The sequence below is a fragment of the Sphaerisporangium fuscum genome (genome assembly GCF_018531465.1).
In the GTDB taxonomy this organism is placed as follows: domain Bacteria; phylum Actinomycetota; class Actinomycetes; order Streptosporangiales; family Streptosporangiaceae; genus Sphaerisporangium; species Sphaerisporangium fuscum.
On record NZ_JAHDTF010000028.1, the window covers coordinates 1 to 17,506 of the forward strand.

13 protein-coding genes are annotated in these 17,506 nt (G+C 69.3%); 8 read left to right on the plus strand and 5 right to left on the minus strand.

The features are described from left to right. Positions 1 to 227: 227 nt before the first annotated feature. The gene (locus tag KIK05_RS32220; RefSeq protein WP_214414612.1) at positions 228 to 1,244 is read right to left on the minus strand and encodes a LacI family DNA-binding transcriptional regulator; all 1,017 of its coding nucleotides are present in this window, start codon (positions 1,242 to 1,244) and stop codon (positions 228 to 230) included. Between the two features lie 242 nt (positions 1,245 to 1,486). On the opposite strand from KIK05_RS32220, the gene KIK05_RS32225 reads away from it, so the two are divergent. The 4 genes from KIK05_RS32225 to KIK05_RS32240 are packed head-to-tail and all read left to right on the plus strand — an operon-like array spanning position 1,487 to position 6,235. After that, positions 1,487 to 2,767 (plus strand): sugar ABC transporter substrate-binding protein, encoded by a 1,281-nt coding sequence (locus tag KIK05_RS32225; protein WP_214414613.1) that lies wholly within the window; start codon positions 1,487 to 1,489, stop codon positions 2,765 to 2,767. Positions 2,768 to 2,771: 4 nt separating this feature from the next. After that, positions 2,772 to 3,737 (plus strand): carbohydrate ABC transporter permease, encoded by a 966-nt coding sequence (locus KIK05_RS32230; protein ID WP_214414614.1) that lies wholly within the window; start codon positions 2,772 to 2,774, stop codon positions 3,735 to 3,737. Then, a complete protein-coding gene (locus KIK05_RS32235) occupies positions 3,734 to 4,540 on the plus strand; it encodes a carbohydrate ABC transporter permease (RefSeq protein WP_214414615.1) in 807 nt (268 codons plus the stop codon). The genes KIK05_RS32230 and KIK05_RS32235 overlap by 4 nt, the downstream gene beginning before the upstream one ends. Positions 4,541 to 4,564: 24 nt before the next feature. Then, complete coding sequence (locus KIK05_RS32240) at positions 4,565 to 6,235, plus strand: amylo-alpha-1,6-glucosidase (RefSeq protein ID WP_214414616.1); 1,671 nt, start codon at positions 4,565 to 4,567, stop codon at positions 6,233 to 6,235. A gap of 128 nt (positions 6,236 to 6,363) precedes the next feature. On the opposite strand, the gene KIK05_RS32245 is transcribed toward KIK05_RS32240, so the two are convergent. From KIK05_RS32245 to KIK05_RS32255, 3 genes are all read right to left on the minus strand, one after another. After that, positions 6,364 to 8,310 (minus strand): alpha-L-fucosidase, encoded by a 1,947-nt coding sequence (locus tag KIK05_RS32245; RefSeq protein WP_214414617.1) that lies wholly within the window; start codon positions 8,308 to 8,310, stop codon positions 6,364 to 6,366. 140 nt (positions 8,311 to 8,450) lie between these two features. After that, on the minus strand, positions 8,451 to 9,803 hold the full coding sequence (locus KIK05_RS32250) for a lectin (RefSeq protein WP_308250198.1): 1,353 nt from the start codon (positions 9,801 to 9,803) through the stop codon (positions 8,451 to 8,453). A gap of 630 nt (positions 9,804 to 10,433) precedes the next feature. Further along, a complete protein-coding gene (locus KIK05_RS32255) occupies positions 10,434 to 11,204 on the minus strand; it encodes a FadR/GntR family transcriptional regulator (RefSeq protein ID WP_250563828.1) in 771 nt (256 codons plus the stop codon). A 137-nt stretch (positions 11,205 to 11,341) separates the two neighbouring features. Here KIK05_RS32255 and KIK05_RS32260 point away from each other — a divergent pair, with 137 nt between their 5' ends. Genes KIK05_RS32260 through KIK05_RS32275 form a run of 4 tightly spaced genes read left to right on the plus strand, consistent with a single transcriptional unit; the run spans position 11,342 to position 15,638 of the window. Beyond that, positions 11,342 to 12,619, plus strand: coding sequence for an ABC transporter substrate-binding protein (locus tag KIK05_RS32260; protein ID WP_214414618.1), 1,278 nt, complete (start codon positions 11,342 to 11,344; stop codon positions 12,617 to 12,619). A gap of 28 nt (positions 12,620 to 12,647) precedes the next feature. Then, positions 12,648 to 13,610 carry a carbohydrate ABC transporter permease gene (locus KIK05_RS32265; RefSeq protein ID WP_214414619.1) on the plus strand — a complete coding sequence of 321 codons (963 nt, stop codon included), beginning with the start codon at positions 12,648 to 12,650 and terminating at the stop codon, positions 13,608 to 13,610. Then, the gene (locus tag KIK05_RS32270; protein ID WP_214414620.1) at positions 13,610 to 14,437 is read left to right on the plus strand and encodes a carbohydrate ABC transporter permease; all 828 of its coding nucleotides are present in this window, start codon (positions 13,610 to 13,612) and stop codon (positions 14,435 to 14,437) included. Before KIK05_RS32265 ends, KIK05_RS32270 begins: the two co-directional genes overlap by 1 nt. A gap of 1 nt (position 14,438) precedes the next feature. Then, positions 14,439 to 15,638: a mandelate racemase/muconate lactonizing enzyme family protein gene (locus KIK05_RS32275; RefSeq protein WP_214414621.1), complete on the plus strand. Its 1,200-nt coding sequence runs from the start codon at positions 14,439 to 14,441 to the stop codon at positions 15,636 to 15,638. Here KIK05_RS32275 and KIK05_RS32280 read toward each other — a convergent pair. Further along, entirely contained in the window at positions 15,616 to 17,046 is a 1,431-nt protein-coding gene (locus KIK05_RS32280; RefSeq protein WP_214414622.1) for a lectin, read from the minus strand. The two genes, KIK05_RS32275 and KIK05_RS32280, sit on opposite strands and share 23 nt — an antisense overlap. Between the last annotated feature and the right edge of the window lie 460 nt (positions 17,047 to 17,506).

Genomic DNA, 17,506 nt, shown 5'->3' on the forward strand with positions numbered 1-17,506 from the left:
CAAAATCTCGGCATCCGGGTCTCCCAGCTCGGCGACCGCGCCGGAGTGATCGGCGCCTCGGTCCTGGTCATCGAGCACGTGCTCAACCCCGTCGCCGTCGACCGCTCCGTAGCGGGCGGCTAGCACCCGAACAGGTACCGGCCGCGGTGCTGGGCGGGCTCACCCCTGCTGTGAGGGCGGCGTCCCCGGCCTGGCCGTCCTCCTCGCTAGGAGCAGGATCGGCGTGCTCAGTCGCGTGAGCGGACGGGCCCGGTCGTGCCGCGGAGCGAGATGGGCGGGGCGATCAAGAGGTGGCGGTGCGGGATCGCGGGGTCGGCGATGCGCCTGATGAGCAGTTCGACGGCACGGGCGCCCATCTCGTCGGCCGGGACGTCGGCGGCGGTGAGCGGCGGCTGCAGGTTCTCGGCCCAGTGCTGGGCGGCCACGCCGGCGATGGAGAAGTCCCGGGGCACGGCCAGGCCCGCCTCGGCCAGCGCGCGGTACATGCCGGACACCGCCGCCTCGTTGATGGTGGCGATGGCCGTCAGCTCCGGGTGGTCGGCGAGGAGTTGCCGGAGGCAGGTCTGCCCCGCCTGGGCGTCGTCGGCGCAGCAGACGTGCACGCCCCGCAGGCCGCGTTCGGCGATGGCGCGATCGAAACCGGCCTGCGCGCGATGGCCGGGACCGTACCCGGCGGCGACCAGCTCGGCGTTGCGGTTGACCAGGGCGAGATGCCGGTGGCCGAGGTCCGCCAGGTGATGCACGCACCTGCCGATGAGCGTCTCGTAGTCGATGTCCACCCAGGACATGTCCTCAGGGTGGCGGGTGCGGCCGATGCCGACGAACGGCAGCCCGCTCTCCAGTAGCCGGCTCACCCGGTCGTCCTCCAGCCGGATCTCCATGAGGACGACGCCGTCCACGCGCTTGCCGGTGACGACGCGTTCGAAGGAACGGTCGTGCTCGCCGCCCGAAGGGGAGAGCAGGACGTCCAGGTCGGCGCGGGCGGCGGCGTCGACCACGCTGGCCACGAAGCCGAGCTGCATGTCGGTCAGCCGCTGGCCGGCCGGTGGTATGACGAGGCCGATGGTGCGGGTGCGGCCCTCCTTCAGCGCGCGGGCGGCGGCGTTGGGCCGGTAGCCGAGTTCGTCGATGACCGTCTGGATGCGCCGCTTGGTCGCCTCCGACACCGGGCGCCTGCCGGTGAGCGCGTACGAGACGGTGCTCCGCGACACGCCCGCCCGCTTGGCGATCTCTCCGATGTTCACCCGTGCTCCTCGTCCTGTTCGCTCCTCGGTGACCATCGTAAGTCGAACCGGTTCACCCGGCGGCACCCTGCCCGATCACCCGCGGGGGATGTCCGTCCTGCGCGCCTCGCGCGCGACATCTCCGCGGCCCTTGCGCCCGCGTCCCATTGACGTCCACGGCGAAGCGGGCCTATGTTCGGTCGAACCGATTCGACTCGGTCCGGAAGTCAGCCCGGTCACGCCTGTCAGCGGAGGTCAGCTCAATGAGATCAGCGGCAAGGAGCCGGCGTGCGGCCGGCGCGAGTCTGGCGGTCCTGGCCGCCGTGGGCGGGCTGGTCGCCTGCTCGTCATCGTCCGGCGGGGGGACCGGTGGCGGCCCGGCGAACGGGAGCCACTCCGCCGGGGGTGGGACCTACACGATCTGGGATCCCTACCCGCAGTACGACAAGAGTTCGGCGTGGGTGAAGCTGCTGGATAAGTGCGGCGCCGACGCCGGCGTCACGGTCGAACGCACCGGTCACGACACCAGCGACCTGACCAACAAGGCGCTGCTGGCGGCCCAGCAGGGCAACTCGCCGGACGTGCTGATCGTGGACAATCCGGTGGTCTCCACACTGGCCGAGGCCGGGGTGCTCACCACCACCGAGCAGAACAAGCTCGACGTCACCGCGATCGCGCCGAACCTGCTGGCCGCGGGCCAGAGCGGCGGCAAGACCTACGGTGTCCCGATCGGCGCCAACACCCTCGCCCTGTACTACAACAAGGACCTTCTGAAGAAGGCCGGGGTGGACATCGCCTCAGTGAAGGACTGGTCCTCGCTGACCGCGGCGCTGGAGAAGGTGAAGGCGTCCGGGAAGAAGGGCATCACGTTCTCGGCGATCGGCACCGAGGAGGGCAGCTTCCAGTTCCTGCCCTGGTTCTGGGGCTCGGGCGCGAATCTCCTCAAGCTCGACTCGCCCGAGGGCGTCTCGGCGGTGGCGCTGTGGACCGACTGGCTGAAGAAGGGCTACGCCCCCAACTCCGTCATCAACAACACCCAGACGACCAGCTGGCAGGAGTTCGCCGGCGGAGACTTCGCCTTCGCCGAGAACGGCACCTGGCAGCTCGCCAACGCCAGGAAGACCGGCTTCGGCTACGGCATCATCCCGGTGCCCGGCAAGAACGGCGGCACCGCCCCCGCCCCTACCGGCGGCGAGTTCGTCAGTATCCCGGTGCGGTCCGACACGGGCCGCTACGCCACGTCCCGGAAGCTGGTGACCTGCCTGACCAGCACCGACAACTCGCTCACCACGACGACCACGCTCTCCTACATCGCGCCCACCGAGGCGGTGCAGGCCAAGCAGGTGGCGGCCACCCCGGACCTGCGGGTGTGGGTGGACGCGGTCAAGGCGGCCAAGGGGCGCACCAGCGACGACCTGGGCACCAAGTACCCGAAGATCTCCGAGCCGATGTGGGGCGCGGTGCAGGCGGCGCTCAGCGGGTCCAGGTCTCCCCAGGAGGCGATGGCCACCGCGCAGTCGGCGGCGGCGAGCGCGATCCAGTAGCACCATGAGCCGAGTCACACAGACACAGGCACGCCCTGCCGCCCGCGGCTCCGTACCGGCGGCGGCGCGCAGCCGCCAGGCGCCACGCGCGCGGTCCGGGCAGTGGGCGGCATGGGCCTTCCTCGCCCCGGTCGTGCTCTACCTGCTGCTGTTCTACGCCTATCCGCTCTACCGCAACGTCGAGCTGAGCCTGCGCGACTACACCGTGCGCTCCTTCGTCCAGGGCGACGCCCCGTTCGCCGGGTTCGCCAACTACGTGAAAGTGTTCACCGACGCGACCTTCTGGCCCGCGCTGTGGCACACCTCGGTGTTCACGCTGGTCTCGCTGACCTTCCAGTTCGCCATCGGGCTCGCGCTGGCGCTGTTCTTCCAGAAGAACTTCCGGCTGTCGGCCACGCTCAGAGGACTGTTCCTGGTGCCGTGGCTGCTGCCGTTGATCGTTTCCGCCTCGACCTGGTCGTGGATGCTGAACAGCGACTCCGGCGTGGTCAACGCGGTGCTGTCGTGGTTCGGGATCGGCCCGGTGAACTGGCTGACCTCGCCGGACTGGTCGCTGTGGTCGGTCGTCGTCGCCAACATCTGGATCGGCATCCCGTTCAACCTCGTGGTGCTGTACTCCGGACTGCAGACGATCCCGCCGGCCATCCACGAGGCCGCGGCGCTGGACGGCGCGAACGGCTGGCAGCGGTTCTGGAAGGTGACGTTCCCGCTGCTGCGCCCCGTGTCGGCGATCACGCTGCTGCTCGGCCTGGTCTACACGCTCAAGGTGTTCGACATCATCTGGATCATGACCAGGGGCGGGCCGAGCGGGGCCTCCACCACGTTCGCGACCTGGTCCTACCGGCTCGGATTCGGCAACCTGGTGCCCTCCTTCGGGCCCGGCGCCGCTGTGGGCAACCTGCTCATCGTGACGGCCCTGGTCTTCGGGCTGGTCCACATCCGCGCGCAGCGAGGGCGGACCTCGGCATGAGGCGCCTCAAGACCGCGATCGGGCTCGTGCTGACCGCCGTGATGCTGTTCCCGGTCTACTGGATGGTGAACGTGTCGTTCACCCGTGACCAGGACATGCGCAAGAGCCCGCCGAACTGGTTCCCCGCCGACGGCACTCTGGACGGCTACCGGGCGGTGCTGGACCACCAGCTGCCCTACCTGGGGGTGAGCCTCGTCATCGGGCTCGGTACGGTGGCGCTGACCCTGGTGCTCGCGGCGCCGGCGGCGTACTCGCTGGCCAAACTGCGCCCGCGCGGTGGCGGGGCGCTGAGCTTCGTGCTGCTGGTCGCGCAGATGATCCCCGGGATCATCATGGCCATGGGCTTCTACGCCGTCTTCCTGTCCACCGGCGTGCTCAACACCGTTCCCGGGCTCATCGTGGCCGACTCCACCCTTGCCGTGCCGTTCGCCGTGCTCGTCCTGACGGCGTTCATGTCCGCCATCCCCGAGGAACTGCTGCAGGCCGCCCGCACCGACGGCGCGGGCGCGGTGCGCACGTTCGTCTCGATCGTGCTGCCCGTCAGCCGCAACGCGGTCATCACGGTGTCGCTGTTCGCCTTCCTGTGGGCGTGGTCGGACTTCATCTTCGCCTCCACCCTCGACCAGGGCGGCGACCACCAGCCGATCACCCTTGGCATCTACCACTACATCGGCAACAACAACCAGGAGTGGAACGCCATCATGGCCACCGCCGTGATCGCCTCCATTCCGGCCACCATCCTGCTCGTCGTCGCCCAGCGCTTCGTCGCCGCAGGTGTCACCGCAGGCGCCGTCAAAGACTGATCTTCGAGAAGGGACCCTCACTTCATGACCGCCGCCGTCTCAGGCCCGGTGTTCTCCCTGCGGGAAATCCCGTTCAGCTACCGCGGTTCCTGGTTCGGTTTCTCCCCCGTGGTGGCGGAGAAGACCTATGCCGAGGACGTGCACCTGGTCTCGCACCAGACCGGCATGCACCCGATCCTGCGGCTCATCCCCACTGCCGGCGCCGCCGTCACCGCCACCCCGCACCAGCTCACCTGGAGCCGCGACGACGGGCGGATCGACCTCGCCTACGAGAGCGCCGACACCGTACGCCTCAAGGGACGCGGCCTCGGCCTGCGCCTGATGGCGGCCGACCCGCTGCTGACGCCGTTCAGCGGCCCGTACTTCTACCAGGACCCCGTCGACGGATCGTTCGTCTTCACCGTCTACCAGACCGGTCGCCGCTACCGGGTCACCGTGCTCGGCGGGCAGGCCGAGCCGTTCGGCGGCCAGGCGCTCGGCGCCGCCGACCGCGGCGTCGCCCTGAGCGGCGAGTGGGAGATCGCCGTCGAGGAGTACGAGACGGCCCGCGCCCCCTACGCCGGCACCGCCGCCTTCGAGCAGGTGGTCAAGGCGGCGCGCGCCGAGTTCGACGCGTTCGCCGTGGCGGTCGCCCCCTGGCGCAGCGACCGCACCCCCGCCGCCGAGCTGGCCGCCTACGTGCTGTGGTCGGCCACCGTTCGCACGGCCGGGTTCGTCACCCGGCCGGCCGTGCTGATGTCCAAGCACTGGATGGACAAGGTGTGGAGCTGGGACCACTGCTTCAACGCGATCGCCCTGGCCGGCGGCCTGCCCGAGCTGGCCTGGGATCAGTTCCGTCTGCCCTTCGACCACCAGGACGCCGCCGGCGCGCTGCCCGACTCCGTCACCCATTCCGAGGTCCTCTACAACTTCGTCAAGCCGCCCATCCACGGCTGGGCCCTGTGCCACCTGCCTCCGGAGCAGGACCCGGGCGAGACCTACCGGCTGCTGGAACGCTGGACCGTCTTCTGGCTCGACGCCCGCCGGGTCGGTGGCCGCGAGCTGCCGCACTACCAGCACGGCAACGACAGCGGCTGGGACAACGCCACCACCTTCGACCCCGAGCGGGTCGTCGAGACCGCCGACCTGGCCGCCTTCCTCGTGTTGCAGATGCGCGAGCTGGCTCGCCTGGCCCCCGGCCCGGACGCGTCCGCCCGGTGGACCGAGCGTGCCGACCGGATGCGTGACGCGCTCCTCGCCGAGCTGTGGGACGGTGAACGGTTCGTCGCCCGGGCCGCGCGCTCGGGGCGAACGTGGTCCAGCTCCAGCCTGCTCGATCTCATGCCGATCGTGCTGGGGGAGGAGCTGCCGCGCTACGTCCGGGCGGCGCTGGCCGCCCGGATCGAGCGGCACCTGACCGTGTTCGGGCTCGCGACCGAGCTGCCGGCCTCTGAGCACTACCAGGACGACGGCTACTGGCGCGGCCCCATCTGGGCGCCCTCGACGGTCCTCATCGAGGACGGCCTGCGCCGCGCCGGATATCCGGAGCTGGCCGACGAGATCAGCGCCCGCTTCCGGGCGCTGTGCGAGAGGTCGGGATTCGCCGAGAACTTCGACGCCCGCACCGGGGAAGGGCTACGCGACCGTGCCTACACCTGGACGGCCAGCGCCTACCTCATCCTCGCCGCCGCCCACGAGCGGCGAAGCAGGAGGTGATTCTCGCCCCGGCGAGGCACCCCACAGGCCCCGAGGTGGGCGTTCACACTTCTTCGCGGGGCGGGCGGACCGGCTCCAGAGAGATGGGCGCCGGGGCCGCCGTGGGCCCCGGCGAGGGTGTGGTGGGTTCAGGTCCGGGTCCACTGCTGGTTGGTGCCGCCGTGGCAGGTCCAGATTTGGACCTTGGTGCCGTTGGCGGTGCCGGCGGCGGCCACGTCCAGGCACTTGCCGGCGCCGACGGCGGTGATGGTGCCGTCGCTGTTGATACGCCATTTCTGGTTGTTCTGGCCGTTGCAGTCCCAGATGATCACGGCTGTGCCGTCCGCGGTGGCGGCGCCGTTGACGTCCAGGCACTTGTTCCCGTACACCCGCAGCTCACCCGAGCCGGTGGAGGTCCACTGCTGGTTGGCCTGACCGTTGCAGTCCCACAGCGCCACCTGGGTGCCGTTCGTCTGGGAAAGGGACGGGACGTCCAGGCACCTGCCGGCGTTGACGTTGCGCAGCACGCCGTTCGCCCCGGGATTCACCTTGATCGGCCCGTTGAAGCTGAGTTTCACGACGTATGCGAGCGCGGAGTACGGCTGGTTCGGCATCGTGATGTGCAGGCCGCTGGCGTCCTGGTTGCGCGTCGGCAGGGTGATGTACGTGCCGGCGGTGTCGCCGATCATCTCGACCTTGCTCAGGTTGGACAGGTCGACCCTGCCGCTCGCCAGGGACGCGAGGTTGAGGGTGGCGCCGTTGCCGGGCCATCCGAGCACGGTGGCGTACAGGACGGTGTTGTCCTTGCTGCGGGTGTAGCGGATGTCCTGGGCGGTGCCGGGACGTGGCGTGGTGAACGAGCCGCCGCCCATCTTGGTAGGGCCTTCACCGTAGGTGGTCCAGGCGCGGGTGGAGTAGATCGACTCCCCGTTGCGCCTCAGGTAGGTGCCGAAGGCGTTCAGCACGTCTTTCTGGCCCTGGGGGATCGTGCCGTCGATCATCGGTGAGATGTTCAGCAGCATGTCGCCGTTCTTGCTCACCCGGTCGATCAGCGAGTGGAGCATCGCCGGCGCGCTGTAGTAGCCGATTCCGTTGGTGTAGGACCAGCTCGAGCTGCTGATCGCGTCGTCGGTCAGCCAGTAGGGGTACTGGATGTCGCCGGGGCCGCCGCGCTCGTAGTCGAAGACCTCACCCTTGTTGTCGAAGCCGTCCTTGTAGGTGGCCACGACCTCCTTGCCCCAGGCGTTGGCCTGGTTGTAGTAGTACGACAGGAACTTGAGCCGCTGCGACTCGTCGACGTGGGTGAGGTTGAAGTCCTGCCAGAGGATGTCCGGCTGGGCCTTGTCGACGACCTCCTTCAGCTTGTCGTACCAGAGTTGGTTCTCCGCGGCCGGGCCGAGCTGTCCGTAGAGCTTCTTCAGCGACGTGGTGGGCTGGGCCGGCACGTGGTCGTAGTAGCCGGTGAAGTTGTAGGCATGGTGCATCGCCACCAGCAGCTTCATGTTCTTGGCGCGGATCGCGTTGGCGAACAGCTGCAGCAGATCCAGCTTGGGGCCTCGGCCGGCCGAGTTCCACTCGTTGGCCTGGCTGTTCCACATCGAGAAGCCGTCGTGATGCTCGGCGACCGGGCCGGCGAACTTGGCGCCGGAGTCGGCGATCAGCTGGGCCCACTCGTCCGGGTCGAAGTTGCCGCCCGCGGACTTCAGCTTCGGGGCGAACTGCACCCAATTGCCCGCCTTGTCGCGGGCGCCGTCGATGAAGGAGTTGTACGGCCAGGCCGAGGGATCGCCGTAGACGCTCTTGTGGTGGTTGTTCTCCGCGGATCCGCCGACGTACATGTTCCGCGGGTACCACTCACTGCCGAAGGCGGGCGTGGCGAAGGCCCCCCAGTGCCAGTAGATGCCGAACTTCGCGTCCTGGAACCATTCCGGCGCGGCCGGATGCTGGTCCACCGACGCCCACGTGGGCTCGTAGACCGAGGGGGCGGCCGTGGCCGTGCCGGTGAGGACGGGCGCCGTGAGAAGGGCTCCGGCGAGCAGGCCGGCGCCGGCGAGGGCGGTGAGTCTGCGGAGCGCCGATAGCTTGATGGGGGACACGCTGTCTCCTCGTGTTGGCCATCGTTTCGCGGACATGGGATGTATTGACGATCGGGGACGGACCGGCGGCCCGAGGGCGTCCGTGGGACGCCCTCGGTCGATTCAGCGCGTCGGGAATGACCTGCCGCACACGAGTGCGCTCAGGCGCGGGTCCACTGCTGGTTGGTGCCGGCGTGGCAGGTCCAGATCTGGACCTTGGTGCCGTTGGCGGTGCCGGCGGCGGCCACGTCCAGGCACTTGCCGGCGCCGACGGCGGTGATGGTGCCGTCGCTGTTGATGCGCCATTTCTGGTTGTTCTGGCCGTTGCAGTCCCAGATGATCACGGTTGTGCCGTCCGCGGTGGCGGCGCCGTTGACGTCCAGGCACTTGTTCCCGTAGACCCGCAGCTCACCCGAGCCGGTGGAGGTCCACTGCTGGTTGGCCTGACCGTTGCAGTCCCAGATCTGCGCCTGGGCACCGTTCGCCTGTGAGGCGCCGCTGACGTCCAGGCACCGGCCCGATCCCACGCCCTTCAGCGCACTCGTGTCACCCGGAGGCGTCGGAGTGGGCGAGGGGGACGGGGAGGGGCCGCCGCCCTGGAACTGGGTGAAGAACTTCCACACTTCCCCGGAGGTCCAGGTCCTCCAGCCGTCGCAGGTGCACCCGTCGATGGGACCGGGGTCGTGACCTGCTCCGTCGAACGCGGCCCACACCACCGGATACCCCGCCCGGCACCCTGAGTAGGCGGTGACGATGTGCGTCAGGCTGCCGTACGCCGGCTCCGGCGGGTTCTGCGGGGCGCAGCCGTTGTTCCGGACGAACGTGTCACGCAGCTGCCGCCCGGATGAGATGGACAACACGTTGTCCCTGATCCCGTGGAGCCCCATGTAGGCGACGGGCTGGGTGCCGCCGCTGCACCCGCTGAGGTTCGCGCCGGAATAGACCGCGACGGCACGGAAGACCGCCGGCCGGGCACAGGCGAGCGCGTACGTCATCGCCCCGCCGTAGCTGAATCCCGAAGAGAAGATTTGCGTCGTGTCGACACACAGGCCCGCTTCGATCTGCCTGATCATGTCGTCGACGAAGGTGACGTCCTGGCCGCCGGAGTTGCCCCAGCCGTTGTTGATGCCCTGGGGCGCGACGAAGATCGTGCTGTTGTTCGCGTTGTCCGCCAGTCGCCTGAGTCCGTAGTACGACCAGTTGTACCCATCGGTGCCGCCCGAGTCGACATCGTTGGCGGTGCCGCCCACCCAGTGGAACCCGAAGATCAACCGGTAGGGGTGACCGCTGTCGTAGTTGGCGGGAACACGCAGGATGTAGCTGCGGTTCTGGCCGCTGCTCACAAGTGAATGCGTACCGCTCGCCAGCGTCGGGGCCCGGCCGCAGCCGGCGGTCGGCGCAGCCGCGACGGTGCTGCGCGTGGCCGGCGTGGCTCCGCCGAACGCCGTACCCGCCGCTCCCAGGACGAGAAGTGCCGCCGCGGCGATGGCGGTGAACAAGGTTTTATGCCTCACGTTACGCAGCTTCCTTTGACGATGGGGGATAGGGGGTTTCCTGCTCGTACTTCCTTGAGAAGTGGGATCGTCACTGCATGCGTGGTACTCGCCGGCGGCGCCACGGGAGGGTGCGTGGCGGGCCGGAGGCCATGAGCCGGGGATGCGGAGCGGTACCCGCGGCCACCGCCTTGCTCCGATCACCGGTCGAACCGGCGAGAAGGCCTCGAGAGGTGTCCCGGCGGCCTCGGATACTCATTACGGTCCCGTCAGCCAGGACTGTCAAGCATTAAGCGGGCTTATCGTCGGTCCGTCCATGCGGCACTTCATGCCGTCGTCGAACCTCTGGTTCTCGTCCGAGCCCCGTCACCTCGGGATACATCGGACCTGGCCCGCCGAGCCTTCCGCGCCCGGGCGTGCCTGTGCCTGCTCCAGAGCCGGGCGACGAATGAAAATAAGTCCTATTCTTTCAGGCGATCACGAGAGCGGGGATGACCGTCAGCGGTGGAGAAGCGCGGGGACAGGCCCAGCTCGGCGGCCAGTGCCTGTTCGGGGGCGGCCGGGCGCCGGGGCGCTACCGGCACCGGGCTGGGTGCACCGGGGAGCGGGCCCTGGGGGAGCGAGGGCCGATCGAAGGGGTGACGTACGGCGCTAACGCCGCAGTCGTACCGGATCGGCCGGTCCACTGCGGCGGACGAGCCAGGCCTCGGTGATGTGGTGGAACATCGCCTCGGCGGCCCCGTCGGGATCGTGGGCGGCGATGCGTTCGTAGATGCGGCGGTGGCCGAGGTTCGAGGCCACGCACAGGGCCCGCTCGGTCCGGCCCATGTACCGGGCGGTGTTGATGACCTGGCTCTCCAGTGCCCTTACGACGCCACGAGCGATGCGGTTCCCCGACGCCTGCATGATCGTGTCGTGGAAGGCGCGGTCGCTTTCGGCGTACACGACGTGATCGTCCACGAGCTCGTCCATCCGGTCCACCAGCGCGCGTAGCCGCTCCACCGTGTCCGGGCCGGCCAGGCGGGCGGCGACGTTCGCCATGTCGGACTCCAGCACGCGCCGCGTGACGACGAGGTCGTCGAGAATGGCCAGGCTCTCGTCCTCGGCGATCGTCGCGGCGAGGACGAGCTCGTCGAGCATGTCCCACATCGCCGGAGGGTTCACCATGGTGCCGGCGCCCTGGCGGACCTGTACCAGCCCCTTCGCCTGCAGGACTTTCACGGCTTCCCGGACGACGGTGCGGCTCACGGAGAAGGCTTCGCAGAGCGCGGGCTCGGGGGGCAGGGGCGTCCCCGGCGGGTGCACGCCGCGAACGATGCGCTCCACCAGCTCGGCCGTGACCGCTCGGGCGAGAGTGGCCGGGCGTCGTACCCAGGCCGGAGGCGCCGGGATACCGCCGGCCGTTTCCTGCGATGCCGTCATATCCCCCTCCGGGTGGCCTGGCGAGGACAGCGCCACCGCGTCAGTATAAGTGACCCGTATTGACGTAAGACGTCATACGAGTTACGTTTCCGGCGAGATGGCCGGGTCCATCGGCCGCTCTCGGAGAGTGAGCAGCTATGAAGCAGCGAGTGGTGTGGTCGGTCCTGGTGGTCGCAGGCCTGACCCTGACCGGCTGCGGGAGTGCGGCACGGACGGACTCCTCGTCCGCGGCCTCCCGGCAGAAGCAGCAGAAACTCGTGGTCTGGGACTGGAAGTCCGGTGAACCGGCGGCCGCCGCGTACGTCGAGAAGGCGAAGGCCGACTTCGTCAAGCGGCATCCCGGCGTCACCGTCGAGTTCGTCGCCCAGCCGTACGACCAGTACTACACCTTGCTCGGCACGGCCATCCAGTCCAGGAACGGGCCCGACGTCATGCTCTTCAACGGAGGCGGCCAGATCCGCGACCGGGTCGACGCGCTCCTTCCGCTGGACCAGTACGTGGCCCAGGACAAGAGCCGGCTGGCGGGCTGGGACGCGTTCTCGAAGGACGGCAAGATCTACGCCGCGCCGGTGACCCTGCAGGGACATCCGATCTACTACAACAAGACGCTCTACAAGAAGGCCGGTCTCGACCCGGCGAACCCGCCCAGGACATGGGACGAGTTCGTCGGCGACTGCGCCGCCATCAAGAAGGCGACGGGGGCCGCGTGCTTCGCGCTCGGCAACAAGGAAGGCTTCGGAATCCAGTTCTTCATGTCCGGCCTGGGATCCGGCATCCTGACGCCTCAGGAGTACGACGACTGGATCGCCGGCAAGCGCGACTGGACCTCTCCCCATGTGCGGCGGATCTTCGAGCTGTGGAAGGACGCCGGCGACAAAGGGCTGAACAACGACGGCGCCAACTCCACCGCCATGTTCACGGACATCTTCAGGGTCTTCGAGAGCGGCAAGGCCGCTCACATCATCGGACTGATGTCGGACGTCGGGCACTGGAAGGACTTCGGCGAGTTCCTGCCGCCCGATGAGATCGGCGTCATGCGGGCACCCGTCGTCACCGAGGGAGCCACTCCGAGCCTTCCGTACGACGGCGGCATCGGCTACGCGGTCGCCAGATGGACGAAGGCCCCGCAGCTGGCCGCGGACCTGGTCCGATCCCTGACCTCGACCGACGCCTTGACCGCGTTCTACTCCAAGGCCGGCGCGATCGCGTCCGACACCACGATCGACGTCTCGCAGGCCGGCCCGGCCGTCGCCGCGATCGTGCCCGAGATCAAGACCGGCAGGCCCGCCCTGCACGTCGCGCTGTCCTCCAAGACCCTGGATCTGATGGGAAGACTGTCCCAGCAGCTCCTGAGCGGGTCGACCACCGTGGACAAGGCCGTGAAGCAGCTGGCCGCCTCCGACCGGGCCGGCTGATCGCGTGCCGCCCGGAGGTTCGTCGCCGTTGGTCCGCCTGGCCGGTTCCGGGCGGACCGAGGGCGCGACGACGAAACAGGAGGGAGGCCACAGGGACTCCCGTACGGCCACCCGGCCGGCCCCCCGTGGGGCGCGCGCCGAACGCCTCGCGCCCTACGTCCTGGTGGCCCCGGCCGTACTGGTCCTCGTGACGCTGCGGCTGTGGCCGCTGGTCCTGGGGATCGACTTCTCCTTCACCGGTGACGGCGAGCTCAACGGGACCCCGGTCGGTCTGAGCAATTACCTGGAGCTGGCCGGCGACCCGTTGTTCCGCACCTCGCTGAGCAACGTCGGGCTGCTGGTGCTGCTCCTCCCCGTGGCGGTGGCGATCCCGGGCCTGCTCGCGACCTTCATCTACCTGCGCGTGCCGGGTCACCGGGTCTACCGCAGCGTCTACTTCTTCCCCGCCGTGCTCTCACCGGTGATCGTCGGTGCGATCGTCAACCTCATGCTCGGGTTCGACGGCCCGTTGAACGCCGTCCTCGGGATGATCGGTCTCGGACCGGTCGACTGGCTCGGCGATCCGGGCATCGCCATGTTCACGGTTGTCGGTGTGCACATGTGGGCGACGTTCGGGATGGCCCTGGTGGTGTTCCTCGCCGGTTTCAGCACCTTGGACGCCTCGCTGCTCGACGCCGCCCGCGTGGACGGCGCGTCGCTGCGCCAGGTCATCTGGCACGTGATCATCCCCGGCCTGACGCGCACCATCCAGTTCGTCTTCGTGACCACGATGATCGGGATGCTGACGTCCATGTTCGGCCTGCTCTTCGTCATGACCAGCGGGGGCCCGGAGGGATCGACCTACCTGCCGGAGTACTACATCTGGCACCAGCAGGGACAGATGAACCGGCCGGCGCTCGCCTCGGCCGCGTCGACGGTTCTCTTCGTCGTCATGCTCGTGGTGGGGCTCCTGCAGATCACACTGCTCCGCCGCACGGGAAGGCAGGACTGATGCCGGGCACGCGTCTGGCCAGGTGGGTGGCCGCCGTTCCGATGGCCGCTCTCGCGTTGGCGACGATCTATCCTCTCGTGTTCACCGCCAACGTCGCGATGAAGACCCGGCGCGACTACGTCCTCGACCGGTTCTCCCCGGTGCGCTCCCTGCGCTGGGACAACATCGCGGAGGCATGGGCCGGTGCCGGGATGGCGCGGTACTTCGCCAACTCGCTGGTCGTCGTGGCGTTCGCCGTGGCCCTGCTGCTGTTGCTGGGCTCGATGGCGGGTTTCGCGCTGGGCCGGCTGCGGTTCCGTGGTTCTTCGGTGGTCTTCCTGGGCTGTCTCGCGGGGCTGTTCATCCCGTTCCAGGTGATCATGGTGCCGCTCACCAGGATCATGGCGGACAGCGGCCTCGTCGACACCTACCCGGGACTGATCCTGGCCTACGTCGCGCAGTTCCTCCCGTTCACCGTCTTCCTGATGACGAGCCACTACAGGACCATTCCGTCGGAGATCGTCGACGCGGCCAGGATCGACGGGAACACGGTGTACGGCGTGTACCGGCGGATCATGCTGCCGCTGGGGGTGCCGGCGCTGCTGTCGGTCGGCATCCTCGACACCCTCTTCTGCTGGAACGACGTGCTCATCTCTCTGCTGATGATGCCGTCGCCCGAGCACCGCACCCTGATGACCGGAGTGAACTCGCTGCGCGGGCAGTACTCCGATGACATCCCCACCTTCGCCTCGGGGGTCCTGATCGCGGCGATACCCGTGCTGCTGATCTATCTGGTCCTCCAGCGCCAGATCGCCGACGGCGTCACCGCCGGTTCCACGAAGGGCTGACATGCGGATCACGGGATATCGGACCACGACGACGGTTCAGGAATGGGGCCGGCCGGTCGGTGACGCCAACGGTGTCTTCGCCGACGGGGCCGTCCCGGTGCCGGTCGTCATGGTGGACACCGACGAGGGGATCACCGGCGTCGGCCTCGGGCCGCACGTGGAGATCGACGCCGTGTGGGCCGCGATCGAGGGCGAGGATCCACGCGGCGTGACGGCGCTCTACGACCGCATGTTGCGCCAGACGTTCAAGGCGGGGCACGCGGGAGCCGTGTTCGGCACGATCGGCGCACTCGACACCGCGCTGTGGGACATCAAGGCGCAGGCGGCCGGTGAACCGCTCTGGCGCCTGCTGGGCGGACGCGACAGAAGGGTTCCCGCCTACGCTTCGGGCCTGGACATCGGCCTGACCGACGACGCCCTCGTCTCGGTCTACCAGGTGTACGCCCAGCACGGTCTGCGCGCGGCGAAGATCAAGGGTGGCCTCGACATCGAACGCGACCGGCACCGCCTGACGTTGGTACGCGACGTCCTGACCGAGGCCGGGCGCGGATCACGGCCGGGTCTCATGCTCGATGTGAACGAGGCCTGGACGCGCAAGCAGGCGGTCCGGCACGTGTGCGAGCTGGAGCGCAGCCTGGATCTCACCTGGATCGAGGAGCCGGTGCGGCGGTGGGACGCCGAAGGCCTCGCCGCCGTCGGCCGTGGCATCCGCGCCTCGGTCGCCACCGGGGAGAACCTCACCGGGCTCGAGCAGTTCCGTCCGCTGCTGGCCGCGGGGGCCGTCGACGTCGTGCAGACGGCCGCGGTCTGGGGGGTGTCCCACTTCCTGCGGGTGTCCGCTCTGGCGCACGCCCATGACCTGCCGGTGAGCCCGATCGGCACCACGCCGGTCGGGCTGCTGCACGCCGCGACGTCGGTGCCGAACCACATGGCCAGCGAGCTTCAGGACCTGCGCCCGCCACTCGGGATATCGCTCGACCTGTACGTCGAGGACGGCGCGTTCATCCTCGGAGACGCGCCGGGGCTCGGCATCACCCTCGACGAGCAGGCCATCAGCGCCTGCACCCGGCGGCCGGACGCCAGGGCCGCAGGGGGCCCCAACATCCGGCCGGAGCACGCCGGACGACGACTGCTGCCGGTGACCGGCGGCCTTCAGGCGGAGCGGTCACCGGGAGGAGTCAGCGGTAGCCGGCGGCGATGACGTCGGCCTGGACGGCGTTATCCACGGCGTCGGTGGGGTAGCCGGCGACCATGGCCCCTTCATAGAAGGTGCCCGCGCTGAGGTTGGCGCCGCCGCCGGGCTTGCAGCAGTCGCCGCCGCTGCCCAAGACGATGGCACCCTGCTTCTTCATCGGGCTGTAGCCGTTGGGGAGCGAGCCGTCGTACAGCGTGTACAGGCTGCCGGACTGGGCGTTGCCGCCCTTGATGGCGAACCGGGTCGTGCCGTTGTTCTTCAGGGTGGCGGTGACGAACTTGTGGGGGAAGGCCCGCTGGTTGGGGTTCCACGACTGGCTGCCACCGGGGTAGAGCCCCCATTCGAGGTCGGCCTGGACCCACGGGCCGGTTCCCTGACAGCCGCCGAACCAGCATTGGGTGCTGAAGTTGATGGCGTCCATCGCACCGGCGGCGTCGGCCTTCCTGGTCGTCTCGCTGTTGCCGTAGTCGAAGCAGCAGCCGCCGTTGACGTGGGTGCCGCTGGTCACCATGTACATGCCCTCCGGCGCGCTGCCGGTGGGAACGCCGGTCAGGTGACCGTCCCGCCAGTAGCTGTTGCCGGGGTTGATGTAGAGCGAATAGGCCTTGCCGCCGCCGACGGTGAGCGACTCGGTGGTCGCGGTCGCGGGCCTGCTCTGCGGGGAGCCGGGGACCACGCTGGAGCCCTGGTACCACAGGTCGTTGCCCCGTCCGGACTGGTCGTACACGACGGTGATGACGCAGGTGGTGCCGGCGCAGAAGGAGTCCTGGGCCGCGGCGTCGGCGGCCCCGCCCGCGGTCAGGACGCCGATGTTCCGGGTCGTGTTGTCGGAGGAGCGCCTGACCTGGTACAGGTTGCCGCCGTAGGAGCCGTAGAGCGCCCGGGTCGTGCTGTGCGCGGCCACGCACGGTGTGCCGCCCGAGGCGTAGATGTCGCATGGGCGCGCGCCGGGCGGGGGCGGCGTGGGGCTGGTCTCGGCCCCGGTGCTCCACCTCTGGTTGGTGCCGCCGTGGCAGGTCCAGATCTGGACCTTGGTGCCGTTGGCGGTGCCGGCGGCGGCCACGTCCAGGCACTTGCCGGCGCCGACGGCGGTGATGGTGCCGTCGTTGTTGATGCGCCATTTCTGGTTGTTCTGGCCGTTGCAGTCCCAGATGATCACGGTTGTGCCGTCGGCGGTGGCGGCGCCGTTGACGTCCAGGCACTTGTTCCCGTAGACCCGCAACTCGCCGGAGGCGGTCGGTGTCCACTGCTGGTTGGCCTGACCGTTGCAGTCCCAGATCTGCGCCTGGGCACCGTTCGCCTGTGAGGCGCCGCTGACGTCCAGGCAGCGCCCCGACCCCACACCCACCAGTGGCGAGGTCGCCGCCGAGGCCGGTACCGACCATGTCAACACGGCGGCCAGGAGTGCCGTCACCGCCGCCACGACGGACGCGACGACGGCCCTCGGATGGCGCCGCCCACGCGGCGCACGGCCCCATAAGGGAACGGATGAAGGTTGCATGGGCGTACTCCTTGGGAGTAGGGCATGGCCGAGACGGCCGCGGGTCCCGCCGGGAGACGGTACGCGCCCGCCTGACGGGCGCCGAGGACCGGAGCGCCCCGATCCGGGAACAGGGCGTGAGGGCCGCTCGGAAATCGATCGCCACGATCGACGCGAATCGATTCGCCAACGTACGGAATCCGCTGAGGAGGGGAGACGGCGGGTGTACAGCGAAGCACATACGACGGGCGAACCGCCTGTCAAGGCTCCGCCTCGTCCGCTGTCCGCGGGAGGCTCTCCCGGTGGTTCCCATCGGCGCGGCTCGCACTCCGCCGAGCCCGGCTCGATGAAACGTTCATCCGGCCGGCCCGCGGGCACACGTCCGGCCCGAGGG